This is a genomic window from Halomicrobium sp. HArcht1-1, assembly GCF_058933285.1.
This window is the reverse complement of sequence record NZ_JBZYDL010000001.1, coordinates 1,259,651-1,273,299: the sequence shown is the minus strand read 5'-3', so window position 1 is coordinate 1,273,299 and position 13,649 is coordinate 1,259,651. Positions and strand designations below refer to the sequence as shown.

The window sequence follows — 13,649 nt, the reverse complement described above, 5'->3', positions numbered from 1 at the left end:
TCCGAGTAGGGATATGGAGCGGTACGACACCCGCATCGACGACGACACGCTGTTCGTCGAGGTCGGCGACGACGATCTCGAAATCGGACGCCTCGACGACATCTACGACCTCGTCGGCGGTGAGACGTACACGATCGAGTACAGCGAGAAGGCACAGGCCGCCGCGTGGCTCACGACCGACGACGACGGGACGTTCACCTTCGACGTGCGCGAGACGCTCGCGGACATGGACTACAACGAGACGATCGTCGAGAAACTCGCCAGCAAGCCCGTCGACGCGACCAACACCGACGGCTACCCCGTCCGAACGGCCACCTTCGCCCAGCTGATGATGGAGATCTGGGACTCGAAGGGCACGGTCGACCTCAGCGAGTGACACACTGAGCGGCCGGGATCGTCGATCACCAGCCACTCAGTACCGCGAGAAGTTCGTGTCCGGGTAGACTCGACCGTCGGCGATGTCGACCACGTCCAGCGTCGCCAGTCGACTCAGCCGATCTGCAGCGTCCTCCCGATCGATCCCCAGTTGTTCGGCCCGGTCGAGGACGGCGGTCCGGGACGGCACCGACTCGATGAGTCCGTCGGCGTCGGTCTCGGTCGCCTCGGCGACGATCGCTTTCAGCACCGCCCCGTGTTCGCGCTTCGACGGCGTCCGGTCCGAGCCCGTCCACTCGATGCTCAGCGATCCGTCGTCGTTGACGTGCGAGACAACGAATCCGGCCGGCAAGGCGTCGGTCAGGGCCGCGACCAGCGCCGCGCGGTCGAGTCGCGCCGTGAACCGGTAGTTGTGGCCGTCTCGCGAGCGGTCGACGGCCTCGATGGAGACACCCGCCTCGTCGACCGCCTCTGCGATCGTGTCGGCGAGTCGGTCGCCCACCTCGTCGCCGACGGCGTCGCGTTCGCTGGCACGCTCCCTGGCCTCGCTGGCGAGTTGCTCGTAGCGGGCCATCCGTTCGTGCAGTGGATCGTCGCCCATACGACTCCCCCGACCGCCAGCGGATTACGTGTTGGGGCGAGTCGACCCAGTGGACCGTCGAAAAGCGAGTCGGCAAATCTATTCACTCCGCACGTCCGTTCGTCGCAGAAATGGGTTGGGGCGGATTCGAACCGCGCCGAGACTCGCGATGCTCGTCTCGTCTGCTTCCAATCCGTGTCACCAATTTTGACGACACGGACCGCTCGCTTCGCTCGCGGGTTTGTGTCGTCAAAAATGGGTTGGGGCAGATTCGAACCGAAGCGAGACTCACTGCGTTCGTCTCGCAGGGTCCGAATCTGCTGAGTCCATTCACTCCTCACGTCCGTTCGTCGCAGAAATGGGTTGGGGCGGATTCGAACCGCCGACTTCCTCCGTGTGAAGGAGGTATCATAACCGACTAGATCACCAACCCGGACAGTGCAGGCTATTCGAGGGGTAGACTTAAGAATTGTCTTCCCGATCAGCGCTCGTTCCCACGTCGGGCCGTGATGCGGTCGCGCACAGTCTCGGTCACGTCGGTGGCCCTCTCGACGACCGCGGTTCGCACCGCGCGCGGGTCGAGCGACACCTCGTCGAGACGACCGGCCGGAGGGTCGGGCTCTCGGCCGATCAGTTCGCGGACTCTCGTCACGGCCGGTTCGAGTTCTGCGGCGAACCCTCGCTTGGCTGTCGTGGCGGCGCGCGTGAGGTAGTACCGTGTGTCTTCGAAGTGCCGATTCATATCTGACCTTTGGGTGAGGACGAATAAATCGTTTGTGGCGCGACTGGAGTTGAGAGAACTGTTTTCCAGCGTGAGCAAGTACGGGTGGTATGTTTCGCCGTGTGTCACTCCCGACGCCGTTTCAGGTCGGCCCAGTCAACAGCTACCTCGCCGGTCGAACGATCGTCGATCCCGGTCCCGACAGCGAGGAAGCGTGGTCGGAGCTGCTGACGGCGCTGGAGGCGCGGTCGCTCGCGCCCGACGATATCGAGCAAGTGTTGATCACGCACCCCCACCCGGACCACTTCGGGCTGGCCCACCGCTTTGGCGAACGGGGTGCCCGGATCGTCGCCAGCGACGCCGCGACGCCGATCCTCGAAGACTTCGCGGGCCGACTCGATCACGAGCAGTCGTACTTCGTGGACTTCTTCGAGCGCTGTGGCATGGCGGCCGAGACGGCCGAGACCGTCACACAGCTGCCCGAGGCGTTCCTCAACTACGCGTCCAGCGTCACGGTCGATCGGTCGGTCGCTGCCGGCGACGAGATCGCCGTCGACGACAGCCTCGTCACGGTCGACGATCTCGTCGGCCACTCCGTCGGCGAGGTCCTCTTCGCGTTCGAGGCCGACGGCGAACGCCGAGCGATCGTCGGCGACAACGTCCTCGCCGACATCACACCGAACCCCTTCCTCCAGCCGCCGGCCGACGACGACGAGCCGCGGCCGCGGGTGCTGCCGCGATACAACGACTCGCTCGATCGGCTCGCGACGGCGGGGTACGATCGGTTCCTGCCGGGCCACAGAACGGACATCGAGGAGCCAAGCGCGCGCATCGAGGCCATCAGAGCCGAACACGAGGACCGCACCGACGACGTCGAGGCGCTACTGGACAGTCCCACGACGCCGGTCAACGTGATGGAGGAGTTGTTCGGTGATCTCCCCGTGACCGAGCAGTTCTCGGGCATGAGCGAGGCTGTCGGCCACCTGGACGTGCTGGAAGAACGAGGTCGCGTCGAGCGAGCGGAGAGCGGCGGCGTCCTGCTCTACGAGCGCGCTTAGAGCAGGCTCGCAGCGGTTTCTGCGGTCTGAGACACCGCGTTGAAGCCCGGCAGGAGCAGGACCGTCACGAGCGCAGCCACGAGCACTGCGGTGTACAGCCCGATCGGGTACCGCTCGATCTCCAGGCTGCTGGCGGGCTCTTCGATCCACATGGCTTTGACGACCCGCGTGTAGTAGTAGAGGCTCAGCGCGCTGTTGATGATCAGCGCCGCACCGAGGAACCACGTCCCCGAGCGGACGGTCGCCATCAGCAGATTGAACTTCGAGAAGAAGCCACCGCCGATGGGCAGGCCAGCGAGGCTAAACAGGAACACCGTCATGGCCGCACAGGCCAGCGGCGCCTGGGTCGCGAGCCCGTTGTAGTCCTCGAAGGTGCGTCCGATGTCCCAGTACTCGGCCAGCGCGATGAACAGGAACGCACCCGTGTTCATGAAGCCGTAGACCAGTAGGTGCATCATCCCCGACCCGAGCACGTAGGCGTCGGTACTGCCGCCGGTCAGTGCGGCCAGTCCGATCAGCACGTAGCCGGCGTGGCCGACGCTGGAGTAGGCCAGCATCCGCTTGACGTTCTCCTGGGTCGCGGCCGCGAAGTTCCCGACGAACATCGTCACGACGGCCAGGACCTGGAAGACCAGCACCCAGTCGATGGCAGCGAGGACCGCATCGCCCATGAGCGCGGTGACGAACACGCGGAACGCGAGCACGAAGCCCGCGGCCTTGGAAGCCGAAGAGAGGAACGCCGAGATCGGAGCCGGCGCGCCCTCGTAGGCTTCCGGTGCCCAGAAGTGGAAGGGGACGCTCGCGGTCTTGAACGCGACGCCGCCGACGATCATCAGGACGCCGATGCCGAGGATGCCCGCGGGCACGCCGTCGGTCAGTGCCGCTGCGACGGCGTCGAACTGGAGCGAGCCGGTCGCACCGTACACCAGCGAGATGCCGTACAGGAACACGCCCGAGGAGAGCGCACCGACGAGGAAGTACTTCAGTGCGGCCTCGACGCTGCCCTTGTTCGTCTTGAGGATCGCCACGAGCGCGTACGATGGCAGAGAGGCCAGTTCGAGGGCGACGAACGCAACCGCGAGCCCGTTGGCGCTGCCCAGCAGGCTCATCCCCGTCGCGGCCATGACCGTCAGGGAGTAGTACTTGGCCTGACGGGCCTTGTCCGCCATGTAGTCGTAGCTAGCGACGACCACCAGCGTGAGGACGCTGGCGACCAGGAACGAGAAGAACAGCGCCATCTGGTCGACGACGAGCTGGTCGTCGAACAGGGAGATCAACTCGCCGTTCTCGGCCGGCAGGCCCGTGCCGGCGACGATGAACCAGACGCTCGTCACTGCGGCGGCGAGCGAGCCGAGCCCCGCGACCCCGGCCAGCAGTTCGTTGTTCGAGGAGTCCGGATCGATGCTATCGACGAGCAGGAGGACGATCGCCGTCAGACCGAGCAGGAGCGTCGGGCTGAGGGCCGTCCACGTTGGAAGTTGTACCATTAGACACCACCTCCGATGTCGAGGATCGGATTAACCGCTTCCTGGATCATCCCGTAGGAGAGGTCGGGAGCGACCCCGAGCAGGATGACCAGCAAGAGCAGGACTGCAAGCGGTGCCACGTCGTGGAACGCCGCACCGTCGAGCTCGTAGTCCGTTTCGAGCTCGTAGCCACCGAAGAGGGTCCGCTGCATCGCCCACAGGAGGTAGCCGGCGACGATCACGATGCCGAACATCGCGATCGAGGTCAGCACCGGCGCGAGCGTCCCCAGCGTGTCGGTCGCACCGAAGGAACCGAGGAAGATGAACACCTCGGCGGCGAACCCGCTCATCAGGGGCAGCCCCATGTAACCGAAGGCTGCCGAGACGAAGATGCCGACCGTCCACGGCATCCGGTCTGCGAGGCCGGACATGTCGCCGACCATGCGCGTGTGCGTCTCGTTGTAGATCACGCCGACGGCCATGAACATCAGCCCGGAGATCAGGCCGTGAGAGATCATCTGGAAGGTCGCCCCGCCCATGCCGTGTGGCGTGAACGCGACGAGACCGAGGATGACGTAGCCCATCGACGAGATCGAGGAGTACGCGACGATGCGCTTGAGGTCACGCTGTGCGAGTGCGAGCAACGCACCGTAGATGACGCTGAACACGCCGATCACCGCGATCGCGACCGGCATGATCGCGAGGACCGATCCCGTCGCCACGTCCGACAGCATCGTGAAGTTGAACCGCAACAGCGCGTAGGTCCCCATCTTCAGGAGGACGCCAGCCAGCATCACCGACACCGGCGTCGGTGCCTCGACGTGGGCGTCAGGCAGCCACGTGTGCAGCGGGAAGACGGGTACCTTCACCGCGAAGCCGACGAACATTAGCACGAACGCCAGCAGCTTCAGGTCCGCGACGCCGATACCGGCCAGCGATCCCATCTCACCGGCGACGAGGGCCTGCGTGATCTCGGGCAGGCCGAGCGTCGCGATGGAGTCACCGAGCGAGAACACCAGCGCGAAGAAGCCCACGAACATGACCAGCGACGCCACGTTCGTGTAGACGAAGAACTTGATCGCTGCGTACTTCCGGCGCGGGCCGCCCCAGACCCCGATCAGCAGGTACATCGGGATGAGGACGCCCTCCCAGAAGACGAACCAGAAGAAGAAATCGAGCGCCGAGAAGACGCCGATGAGACTGACCTCCATCAGGAGCATCAGTCCGTAGAACTGCGACTGGCGCTCGTCGATCGGCGTCCACGAGCTCACGAGTGCGAGCGTCGTCAGGATGCCGGTCAGAGCCAGCAGCGGCATGCTCACGCCGTCCAGTCCGACGGAGTACTGGATCGTGTAGCCGCCCAGCTCGATCCAGTCGATCGTCTGTCTGAAAGCGACCGTGTCAGGCGAGAGCAAGGCGTTCCCGACGCCCTGGTACTCGGTGAGGTAGACGTAGTACATCCACACCGAGCCGACGAGCGGGATCGTGCTCACTGCGGTCGCGAACTTCGCGGCGTAGCGGTCGTCGACCAGGAAGGTCGCGATGGCACCGAGCAGCGTGACGGCCAGCAGTGCGGCGACGGCGACCATCTAGAACCACCCCCCTGAGAGGCCGAAGACGACCAGTAACACGACCAGTGCGATCGTGATGAACAGCGCGTAGTTGGTGACGACGCCAGTCTGGAGGCGGCGAACGCGGCTGCCGGAGAACAGACTGACGCTGCTAATTCCGTTGACGACGCCGTCGATCACGCCCTGATCGAACTTGTCTGCGGCCCGTGAGAGCGGGTAGGTGAACCCCGTCGCGAGCCAGACCTGATACTCGTCCTGGTAGTAGTTGTGCATGAGCAGCGTCTTGATCGAGCCGAGTTTGTCCGTGTGTTCGACCGGTTCGGGCACCCTGTACAGCGAGCGTGCGGCGAGGACGCCAGCGACCGCGAGACCGAGCGAGAGGAGCGCGGAGGCGATCAGCGTCCCCGTCGCCCCGAGTGGCTCACCGACGAGGACGTGTGCCGGCCCGTCGTGGAGAACCGCCTCGTAGTGGTGGTAGCCGGTTAGCAGTGCCTCCCAGCCGGACCCTTCCCCACCGAGTAGCCACTTGTGGAGAAAGTCGACCTCGAGGCCGGTGAGCTTCTTGACCGGGGCGAGGTTGACGAAGCCGATCGTCGTCGCGAGGATGCCCAGGACCGTCAGCGGTCCCTTGACGTTCCAGCGAACGCCGTGGGGCTTCTTGGCCGTCTCGGTCCGGGGCTCACCGTGGAAGGTCAGGTAGACCATCCGGAAGGTGTAGAAGCCGGTGAAGAAGACGGCGAGCAGTCCCATCGCGTACGCGACGAGGAAGACGGTACCGAGACCACCCTCGGTCCCGAACCCGTGGATCAGGGCCTCGTACAGTACCTCGTCTTTCGACCAGAAGCCGGCGAAGGGAACGATGCCAGCCAGCGCGAGCGAGCCCGCGAGGAACGTGTAGTAGGTGACGGGCATCTTGTCCTTGAGTCCGCCCATCTCCCACATGTTCTCCTCGTGGTGCATCGCGATGATCACCGCACCGGCACCGAGGAACAGGAGCGCCTTGAACACCGCGTGGGTGGTCAGGTGGAAGACGGCGGCGATGTAGCCACCCGACCCCAGCGCGAGCATCATGTAGCCGTACTGCGAGATCGTGGAGTAGGCGAGCACCTGCTTGAGTTCCTGCTTGACGACGCCCATCGTCGCCGCGAACAGGGCCGTGAAGCCGCCGACGAGCGCGATCACCGCGAGCGTCGTCGGCGTCAGCGCGTAGAAGCCGTACATCCGCGCGACGAGGTAGACACCGGCCGCGACCATCGTCGCCGCGTGGATCAGCGCCGAGACCGGCGTCGGACCTTCCATCGCGTCGGGCAGCCACGTGTGCAGCGGGAACTGGGCGGACTTGCCCATCACGCCGCCGAGCACGAGCAGTCCGAGGATCGTGAACCACGTCTGGGGCTCGAAGCCGAAGGTGTTCAGCCCCTCGGTCGCGCCGTCCATGATCGCGTGTTCTGCGACGACCGGGAACGAACCCTCGCCAGCGAACAGACCGGGCGTCTGGGTCGCTCCAGCGAAGGTGACGAAGATGCCGACGACGCCGATCAGGAAGAAGTAGTCACCGAAGCGGGTGACCAGGAACGCCTTCTTGGCGGCGCTTGGCGGGCCTGCTTCCCGGAAGTTGAAGCCGATCAGGAGGTACGAACAGAGGCCGACCAGCTCGAAGAACATGAACGCCATCAGGATGTTGTCGGCGTAGACGAACCCGAGCATGCTCGCGGTGAACAGCCCGAGGCCGGCGTAGTAGCGTGGGAGGCCGGTCTCGCCCTCGTCGTTCATGTAGCCAAGCGAGAAGACGTGGACGAGCAGGGCGATAAAGGAGACGATCAGCAGCATCAGCGCCGTCAGCGGATCGATGAGGATCCCGAGGTGGAGTTCGAACGTCTCCAGTCCCGCCGTGAAGGTGTACAGCGCCTCGTTGTACGTCTGGCCCCCGGCGACGGTCAGCGCGACCCACGCCGACAGCACGAGCGAACCGGCCGTGGCTGCGATCCCGGCCAGAGCCCCCTTCTTCGGGAGGTACTGCCCGCCGAACAGCGCGACGAGGAACGATACGAACGGAAGCAACGCGATCGCGGGTGCGTAGTCGAATGCAGTCATGTTACCACCTCATTGTCGTCGCCTCGGTCACGTCGATGTCCGAGAAGTTGCGGTACAGTACGAGGACGATCCCGAGCCCGACGGCGACCTCTGCGGCCGCCAGCCCCATCGCGAAGAGGGCAAAGACCTGCCCCGAGAGGTTCCCGTACTGAAACGAGAACGCCACGAGGTTGATGTTGGCAGCGTTGAGGATCAACTCGACGGACATCAGGAAGATGAGCGCGTTCCGGCGGGTGAGGACGCCGAAGATCCCGATACAGAAGACCGCGGCCGAGAGCAACAGATAGTACTGCGTGGGGATCATCGGCTCTCACCTCCGGAGTGGTCCTCGTCGCGTTCGGCGAGCATCAGCGCGCCGTCGAGTGCCGCGTCGAGCACCACGGCGATGATGAGGAACAACGCGAGGAAGCCCTCACTCGGGATCGCACCCTCGTCCATGATCGCCGTCGGGTCGATGTTGAACATCGCCGCCCCGATGCTCTTGACGATCTGTGCGTCGGGCCCGAAGCCAGCGGGCTCCGGCAGCGACGCCCCGAGGAACGCGGCCGCGAGGACCCCAAAGAGCGCGACCGCCGCCAGTCCGGGCCACAGGGAAGTTCCGGTGTGGAGCTGTGGACGGCTCATGCCCCCACCTCGACGACGCTCTCGTCTTTGCGCGTGAGCATCACCGCGAACGTGATCAGGATCAGAACCCCGCCGACGTAGACGAGGATCTGCATCGCGGCGACGAACTCGGCCCTGAGCATGAGGTAGTGGACCGCGACGCTCAGTAACGCCACGCCCAGTAACAGCGCCGAGTGCCAGACGTCGCGGACGAGCACGACGCCCCAGCTGCTCGCAATGGTAACCACCGCGAACAGCACGAACGCTATTGTCTCGTACAGTCCCATCATTGTTGCACAGTCTTGCCGGCGCGCTTTTGAAGATTCCTCTTTCCGTTCGTCAGAACACGGCCGGTTTGGCACTCGCTAACAGCAATTCCCGGATAATGTTGCCGAGTGAGGGGGAAAGCCCCACAGAATAGTGGTCTGGGCCGGCGACCACCCTCTCCGAATCCGCGGCCGGCACGCGGCGCGCGCGCAACGATCGCCCGGCAAAGGGCCATGCGGTCGGGTTCGTCGCGTCGCTCTCGAACGGATGCAGTGTGAAAAAGAGCCTCTGAGCTTCGGTTGAGCGAGTCGGCGACACGATCGCCGGCGACGACTGTCTACTGATAGTCGACTTCGCCGTCGCCCTCGCCGATCCACGCGCCGCGGTCGGGTTCACGCGACTGCAGCGGGTCGATGTCCTTGTACCACGGGACGTTCTTCAGCTGTTCTTTGTTGTAGGCGAACTCGTCTTTGGTGTCGGCCGTGAACTCGAAGTTCTGGGTCAGCAGGATGGCGTCGACCGGACACACCTCCTCGCAGAGTCGGCAGTAGATACACTGGCCGATGTGGAGGTTGTACTGCTCGCCGTTGCGCTGGTCGTCCGTGACGATCTGGATCGTGTTGTTCGGACAGACGTTCTCGCACTGGCGACACCAGATACACCGCTCCTGGCTGAACTTGTGGACACCGCGGAAGCGCGGGCTCACTTCGGGTACCTCTTCGGGGTACGAGACCGTGAAGGTCTCGCCGTCCAGCGCGTGCTTCATCGTCGTTGCCATCGATTTCAGGATTCCGATCATAGCAGGTCACCTCGGGTTGTGGTCGTCGCGTTCATCAGGCGATCACCCCGACGATTCCAGCCGTCAGGAGCAGGTTCGCGAAGGCCAGCACGAGCAGGCCCTTCCAGCCGATCTCGATGAGCTGGTCGATCCGGACCCGCGGGATCGCGGAACGCGCCCACTGGGTGAACAGGTAGATCCCGACGATCTTGATCAGGAACCAGACGATGCCCGGCAGCACCGGGCCGGCCGGACCGCCCAGGAAGATCGTCGCGATGATCGCACCGCCGAGGAAGATGTGGATGAACTCCGAGAGGTACGCGAGCACGAAGTACACCGAGGAGTACTCGGTCTGCCACCCGGCGACGATCTCGGTCGGCGCTTCGGGAATGTCGAACGGGTTCCGTCCCACCTCCGCGAGGTTCGCAACCATGAACAGCACGAACGCGAAGGGGTTGACGAACGCGTACCACGACGGGATCGCGAGGCCGCCGAGACTAAACAGCGTCGTGCTCTGGGCCGCGACGATCTCGCTCAGGCGGAGCGTCCCGGCGAACAGCGCCACGGACATCCCCGTCAGGATCAGCGGAATCTCGTAGGCGAGGTTCTGCGCGACCGCTCGCAGCCCCCCGAGGAACGAGTACTTGTTGTTCGACGAGTAGCCGGCCATCACGAGGCCCAGCGAGGCGACAGAGGCCATCGCGAACACGTAGGCCAGTCCCGTCTCCGGGTCGGCGATCTGGATGCCGTTCCCCATGGGGATGACGGCGAAGCCGGCCAGCGCCGAGAAGACCATGATGAGCGGCCCCAGGTCCCAGGCCGGACGGTCGACGCCCTCCGGAATGATCAGTTCCTTCGAGAGGAGGCGGAGCGCGTCTGCCGGGATGATCAGGATGCCTGCCGGCCCGTGTCGGTTGACCGCGATCCGGTCGGTGAACGCTGCCGTGATCTTTCGCTTGCCCCAGATCCCCGAGACGGCGACCAGGGCGAGCAGTCCCGACGCGATCACACCGGACGCGACGACCGCCATCACGAACAGGACCAGCGGGTTCGACGGGTCCAGTCCGAGCAGGTTCGCGAGCGTGTCGGGAAGCGGCGTCTCGGATTGCATTACCGGTCCACCTCCCCGAGCACGATGTCGAGGCTGCCCAGCGAGGCGATCATGTCAGGGATGTACTCGCCTTCCGACATCGTCGGCAGCGTGTGGAGGTTGCTGAAACACGGGCTGCGGATCTTGAACCGCGCCGGCTTGTCGGTGCCGTCCGAGCGGATGTAGATCCCCAGCTCGCCTTTCGCACCCTCGACCGCGCGGTAGATCTCGCGGTCGGGATCCGGGCGCAGCGTGCGGGGCACGTTGGCCTGGATCTCGCGCTCGTCTTCGGGCCAGTCTTCCAGCAGGTCGACACACTGCTCGATGATCTTGGCCGACTCCTCGACCTCGCGCATGCGGACGAGCAGGCGCGAGAAGTTGTCACAGCCGTCCTCGGTGACGACGTCCCAGTCGAGTTCGTCGTAGTAGCCGTACGGGTCGTCGCGACGGAGGTCGTAGTCGATGCCGGAACCGCGTGCGACCGGGCCCGTCGCACCGTAGCTCTTGGCGTCTTCCGGCGGCAGGACGCCCGTGTCGACGGTCCGCATCTGGAGAATCTCGTTGTTCGTCAGCAGGTCGTGGTACTCGGTGAGCTTCTCCGGGAGGCCGTCGACGAAGTCACGGACCTTCTCGAAGTACTCCTCGCGGGGCTCGGGCAGGTCCCAGGCCACGCCGCCCAGCCGGAAGTAGTTGAACATCAGCCGCTGGCCGGTCAGGTCTTCGAGGAGGTTCTGGACGACTTCGCGGTCGCGGATGCCGTACATGAACGTCGCGGTGAAGTCCCCGTTGATGTCCAGCGCGAACGTCGACACCGCGAGCATGTGTGCGGCGATCCGGGACATCTCTGCGCCCATCGTTCGGATGACCTGCGCGTACTCCGGCACGTCGATGTCCGCCAGGTCCTCGGCCGCGCGGGCGTAGGCCCACTCGTTGAGCAGGCCGGCCGAGATGTAGTCCCAGCGGTCCGGGTACGGCATGATCTGGTGGCGATAGGTCCCCTGCTGGCACATCTGCTCCTCACAGCGGTGGAGGTAGCCGATGTCGGGTTCGAGATCGGCGATCTGCTCGCCGTCGAGTGCGGTCTTGATGTGGAGCACACCGTGAGTCGCCGGGTGGTGTGGCCCGATGTTGACGAACATCGTGTCCGGGTCGTTCGGGCTCCGCTTGTCGTCTTGCAGCGGGTTCGCGTGTTCCCGCAGTGGGACGATCTGTGGCTTGTCCTGGTTGTAGTCCAGCGAGAGGGGGTGACCCTGCCACGTCTCGGGGAGGAGAATACGGCGGAGATCCGGATGGTCGTCGTACTCGATCCCCACGAGGTCGTAGGCCTCGCGCTCGTGCCAGTCGGCGGTCTCGAAGACCTCGGCACCGGACTGGTTGTGTGGGTCGTCACGCGGCGAGGGCACGACGACGCTGACTTCCTGTGTCGGGTCGTCGTACTTTTTGAGGTGGTAGATCGACTCGTAGCGGTCCTGGTACTCCTGTGCGGTGACACAGGAACAGAAGTCGAACCCGGCCTCGGTCTTCAGAGTCGAGAGCACTGCTTGCACGTCGTCGGGTCGGATGACGAACCCCTCTGCGTTGACGTGGCTCTCGCGACCGATGACGTAGTCGTCGATCAGCGCCTCGATCTGGTCGTAGTCCAGTCCGTCGTCGGTGACGCCGACGTCGAGCTGTGTCGACGGTTCAGGTTCTTCGAGACTCATGCGAGACACCTCCGAGTCATGGCGAATCAGCCCAGTTGTACCGCATCACGAGGTCCTCCTCGTCGATCTCGGCGGCCAGTTTGTCGACGAGTTCGTCCTGTTCGAGGTCGCCGAACTGTTCGAGCTCGTATGGCTTGACCGTGACCGGCGCGGACTCGCCGTTGGCGATCCGCTCCTGGAGTTTCGCGACGCCGTAGATCAGCGCCTCGGGGCGGGGCGGGCAGCCGGGGACGTGGATGTCCACCGGAATGACCTCCTCGGCACCCTTGATGACGTTGTACCCCTCCTGGAACGGGCCACCAGAGATGGTACACGACCCCATCGAGACGACGAACTTCGGCTCGGGCATCTGGTCGTAGACCCGCTTCATCCGCGGGGCGAACTTGGAGACGATCGTCCCGGGGACGATGATCACGTCTGCCTGTCGTGGCGAGGCGCGCGGGACGCCGGCACCGAAGCGGTCGAGGTCGTGTTTGACCGCGTAGGTGTGCATCATCTCGATGCTGCAACAGGCGATCCCGAACTGCAGCATGAACATCGAGGAGCCGCGCACCCAGTTCATGAACTTGTCGAACTTCGTGAGGATGAACGGCGTCGAACCGAACGCCTCCCGAAGCTTCGAGTTGAAGCGGTCGTCAGCACCGCTCCCGATCCGAGCTTCCTGTGTAGACTGTGCGTCGCCGGGTGTTGGTTGGTCACTACTCATTGTTCGTACTCAGTTGCCGAGTTGCCCGCGGGCTTTTGACCCACTGTACAGCGCCGTTGCGCCACGCCCAGGCGAGCCCCGCGACCAGGACCCCGAGGAACAGAAGCATGGGGAACAACACCTGCTCGTAGCCGAGGGCACCGACCGCGTCTCGATAGATGACCGTCCAAGGGAAGATGAGGACGGTCTCGATGTCGAAGACGACGAACAGCAGCGCGACCATGTAGTACTGGATGTTGAATCTGATCTGCTGGCTGCTGCCGGTCGGGATTTCGCCGCTCTCGTAGGTGGCGCGTTTGCCTTGTTCGGGCACGCTCGGTCGTAACAGCGCCGATACCGATATCATGCTCAACGGAATCAGGACGCCGACGAGCGCGAGCGCGCCGATCGCAATCCATGGATTACTCATTCCGGAATCTCCTATCGTTCGTGACTATCGACCGCTGGCATATAAGGGTTGATTCTTGTGATTTCCGGGGATTTCAGTGGCCTACGACAGCCACCCCGGCCGTCGGTGCTGGGAACACGTCGAGAGCCGGTTCAGCCGCCCTACTCCTCGTCCCAGTACGTGGACTTGAACGCCGGCGTCCCCAGCTCGTGCAGATCCACCTTTTTCCGCGTCGGGTATCCTCGCTTC

Annotated in this window: 15 protein-coding genes and 1 tRNA gene; 2 read left to right on the top strand and 14 right to left on the bottom strand. The window is 64.5% G+C overall.

Annotation, left to right across the window (positions count from 1 at the left end; genetic code table 11):
- The first annotated feature begins 13 nt into the window (after positions 1–13).
- Positions 14–376, top strand: a complete 363-nt coding sequence (locus tag AC5FRZ_RS06775) for a hypothetical protein (protein ID WP_170093949.1) — start codon at positions 14–16, stop codon at positions 374–376.
- Positions 377–412: 36 nt separating this feature from the next.
- Here the strand turns inward: AC5FRZ_RS06775 and AC5FRZ_RS06770 are convergent, their stop codons facing one another.
- The 3 genes from AC5FRZ_RS06770 to AC5FRZ_RS06760 all read right to left on the bottom strand — a co-directional run bounded on the left by AC5FRZ_RS06770 (position 413) and on the right by AC5FRZ_RS06760 (position 1,697).
- Positions 413–976 (bottom strand): hypothetical protein, encoded by a 564-nt coding sequence (locus AC5FRZ_RS06770; RefSeq protein WP_153553078.1) that lies wholly within the window; start codon positions 974–976, stop codon positions 413–415.
- A gap of 338 nt (positions 977–1,314) precedes the next feature.
- Positions 1,315–1,388 (bottom strand) — tRNA-Val (locus AC5FRZ_RS06765).
- 48 nt (positions 1,389–1,436) lie between these two features.
- Positions 1,437–1,697 carry a DUF7553 family protein gene (locus AC5FRZ_RS06760; protein ID WP_493564217.1) on the bottom strand — a complete coding sequence of 87 codons (261 nt, stop codon included), beginning with the start codon at positions 1,695–1,697 and terminating at the stop codon, positions 1,437–1,439.
- An 89-nt stretch (positions 1,698–1,786) separates the two neighbouring features.
- On the opposite strand from AC5FRZ_RS06760, the gene AC5FRZ_RS06755 reads away from it, so the two are divergent.
- Positions 1,787–2,734: an MBL fold metallo-hydrolase gene (locus tag AC5FRZ_RS06755; protein WP_493564216.1), complete on the top strand. Its 948-nt coding sequence runs from the start codon at positions 1,787–1,789 to the stop codon at positions 2,732–2,734.
- On the opposite strand, the gene AC5FRZ_RS06750 is transcribed toward AC5FRZ_RS06755, so the two are convergent.
- The 11 genes from AC5FRZ_RS06750 to AC5FRZ_RS06700 all read right to left on the bottom strand — a co-directional run bounded on the left by AC5FRZ_RS06750 (position 2,731) and on the right by AC5FRZ_RS06700 (position 13,421).
- Positions 2,731–4,221 carry an NADH-quinone oxidoreductase subunit N gene (locus AC5FRZ_RS06750; protein WP_493564215.1) on the bottom strand — a complete coding sequence of 497 codons (1,491 nt, stop codon included), beginning with the start codon at positions 4,219–4,221 and terminating at the stop codon, positions 2,731–2,733. The two genes, AC5FRZ_RS06755 and AC5FRZ_RS06750, sit on opposite strands and share 4 nt — an antisense overlap.
- Positions 4,221–5,789: a complex I subunit 4 family protein gene (locus AC5FRZ_RS06745; protein WP_170093946.1), complete on the bottom strand. Its 1,569-nt coding sequence runs from the start codon at positions 5,787–5,789 to the stop codon at positions 4,221–4,223. Before AC5FRZ_RS06745 ends, AC5FRZ_RS06750 begins: the two co-directional genes overlap by 1 nt.
- On the bottom strand, positions 5,790–7,865 hold the full coding sequence (nuoL, locus tag AC5FRZ_RS06740; RefSeq protein WP_493564214.1) for an NADH-quinone oxidoreductase subunit L: 2,076 nt from the start codon (positions 7,863–7,865) through the stop codon (positions 5,790–5,792).
- A 1-nt stretch (position 7,866) separates the two neighbouring features.
- Positions 7,867–8,169: an NADH-quinone oxidoreductase subunit NuoK gene (gene nuoK, locus AC5FRZ_RS06735; RefSeq protein ID WP_015762879.1), complete on the bottom strand. Its 303-nt coding sequence runs from the start codon at positions 8,167–8,169 to the stop codon at positions 7,867–7,869.
- The gene (locus AC5FRZ_RS06730; RefSeq protein ID WP_170093944.1) at positions 8,166–8,489 is read right to left on the bottom strand and encodes a proton-conducting membrane transporter; all 324 of its coding nucleotides are present in this window, start codon (positions 8,487–8,489) and stop codon (positions 8,166–8,168) included. Before AC5FRZ_RS06730 ends, nuoK begins: the two co-directional genes overlap by 4 nt.
- Entirely contained in the window at positions 8,486–8,755 is a 270-nt protein-coding gene (locus AC5FRZ_RS06725) for an NADH-quinone oxidoreductase subunit J (protein WP_164731981.1), read from the bottom strand. The genes AC5FRZ_RS06730 and AC5FRZ_RS06725 overlap by 4 nt, the downstream gene beginning before the upstream one ends.
- A gap of 317 nt (positions 8,756–9,072) precedes the next feature.
- The gene (locus tag AC5FRZ_RS06720) at positions 9,073–9,534 is read right to left on the bottom strand and encodes a NuoI/complex I 23 kDa subunit family protein (RefSeq protein ID WP_015762876.1); all 462 of its coding nucleotides are present in this window, start codon (positions 9,532–9,534) and stop codon (positions 9,073–9,075) included.
- Positions 9,535–9,568: 34 nt separating this feature from the next.
- Positions 9,569–10,624 carry a complex I subunit 1/NuoH family protein gene (locus AC5FRZ_RS06715; protein WP_208628178.1) on the bottom strand — a complete coding sequence of 352 codons (1,056 nt, stop codon included), beginning with the start codon at positions 10,622–10,624 and terminating at the stop codon, positions 9,569–9,571.
- Positions 10,624–12,306, bottom strand: a complete 1,683-nt coding sequence (locus AC5FRZ_RS06710) for an NADH-quinone oxidoreductase subunit D (protein ID WP_170093942.1) — start codon at positions 12,304–12,306, stop codon at positions 10,624–10,626. The genes AC5FRZ_RS06715 and AC5FRZ_RS06710 overlap by 1 nt, the downstream gene beginning before the upstream one ends.
- A 16-nt stretch (positions 12,307–12,322) precedes the next feature.
- Positions 12,323–13,012, bottom strand: coding sequence for an NADH-quinone oxidoreductase subunit B (locus AC5FRZ_RS06705; protein WP_015762873.1), 690 nt, complete (start codon positions 13,010–13,012; stop codon positions 12,323–12,325).
- Positions 13,005–13,421: an NADH-quinone oxidoreductase subunit A gene (locus AC5FRZ_RS06700; RefSeq protein WP_015762872.1), complete on the bottom strand. Its 417-nt coding sequence runs from the start codon at positions 13,419–13,421 to the stop codon at positions 13,005–13,007. The genes AC5FRZ_RS06705 and AC5FRZ_RS06700 overlap by 8 nt, the downstream gene beginning before the upstream one ends.
- Positions 13,422–13,649: the final 228 nt, after the last annotated feature.

What these genes read in the sequence shown, in the direction of transcription:
- AC5FRZ_RS06775 (WP_170093949.1), top strand. Translation starts at nt 14, where the DNA reads ATGGAGCGGTACGACACCCGCATCGACGACGACACGCTGTTCGTCGAG.
- AC5FRZ_RS06770 (WP_153553078.1), bottom strand. Translation starts at nt 976, where the DNA reads ATGGGCGACGATCCACTGCACGAACGGATGGCCCGCTACGAGCAACTC.
- AC5FRZ_RS06760 (WP_493564217.1), bottom strand. Translation starts at nt 1,697, where the DNA reads ATGAATCGGCACTTCGAAGACACACGGTACTACCTCACGCGCGCCGCC.
- AC5FRZ_RS06755 (WP_493564216.1), top strand. Translation starts at nt 1,787, where the DNA reads ATGTTTCGCCGTGTGTCACTCCCGACGCCGTTTCAGGTCGGCCCAGTC.
- AC5FRZ_RS06750 (WP_493564215.1), bottom strand. Translation starts at nt 4,221, where the DNA reads ATGGTACAACTTCCAACGTGGACGGCCCTCAGCCCGACGCTCCTGCTC.
- AC5FRZ_RS06745 (WP_170093946.1), bottom strand. Translation starts at nt 5,789, where the DNA reads ATGGTCGCCGTCGCCGCACTGCTGGCCGTCACGCTGCTCGGTGCCATC.
- nuoL (WP_493564214.1), bottom strand. Translation starts at nt 7,865, where the DNA reads ATGACTGCATTCGACTACGCACCCGCGATCGCGTTGCTTCCGTTCGTA.
- nuoK (WP_015762879.1), bottom strand. Translation starts at nt 8,169, where the DNA reads ATGATCCCCACGCAGTACTATCTGTTGCTCTCGGCCGCGGTCTTCTGT.
- AC5FRZ_RS06730 (WP_170093944.1), bottom strand. Translation starts at nt 8,489, where the DNA reads ATGAGCCGTCCACAGCTCCACACCGGAACTTCCCTGTGGCCCGGACTG.
- AC5FRZ_RS06725 (WP_164731981.1), bottom strand. Translation starts at nt 8,755, where the DNA reads ATGGGACTGTACGAGACAATAGCGTTCGTGCTGTTCGCGGTGGTTACC.
- AC5FRZ_RS06720 (WP_015762876.1), bottom strand. Translation starts at nt 9,534, where the DNA reads ATGATCGGAATCCTGAAATCGATGGCAACGACGATGAAGCACGCGCTG.
- AC5FRZ_RS06715 (WP_208628178.1), bottom strand. Translation starts at nt 10,624, where the DNA reads ATGCAATCCGAGACGCCGCTTCCCGACACGCTCGCGAACCTGCTCGGA.
- AC5FRZ_RS06710 (WP_170093942.1), bottom strand. Translation starts at nt 12,306, where the DNA reads ATGAGTCTCGAAGAACCTGAACCGTCGACACAGCTCGACGTCGGCGTC.
- AC5FRZ_RS06705 (WP_015762873.1), bottom strand. Translation starts at nt 13,012, where the DNA reads ATGAGTAGTGACCAACCAACACCCGGCGACGCACAGTCTACACAGGAA.
- AC5FRZ_RS06700 (WP_015762872.1), bottom strand. Translation starts at nt 13,421, where the DNA reads ATGAGTAATCCATGGATTGCGATCGGCGCGCTCGCGCTCGTCGGCGTC.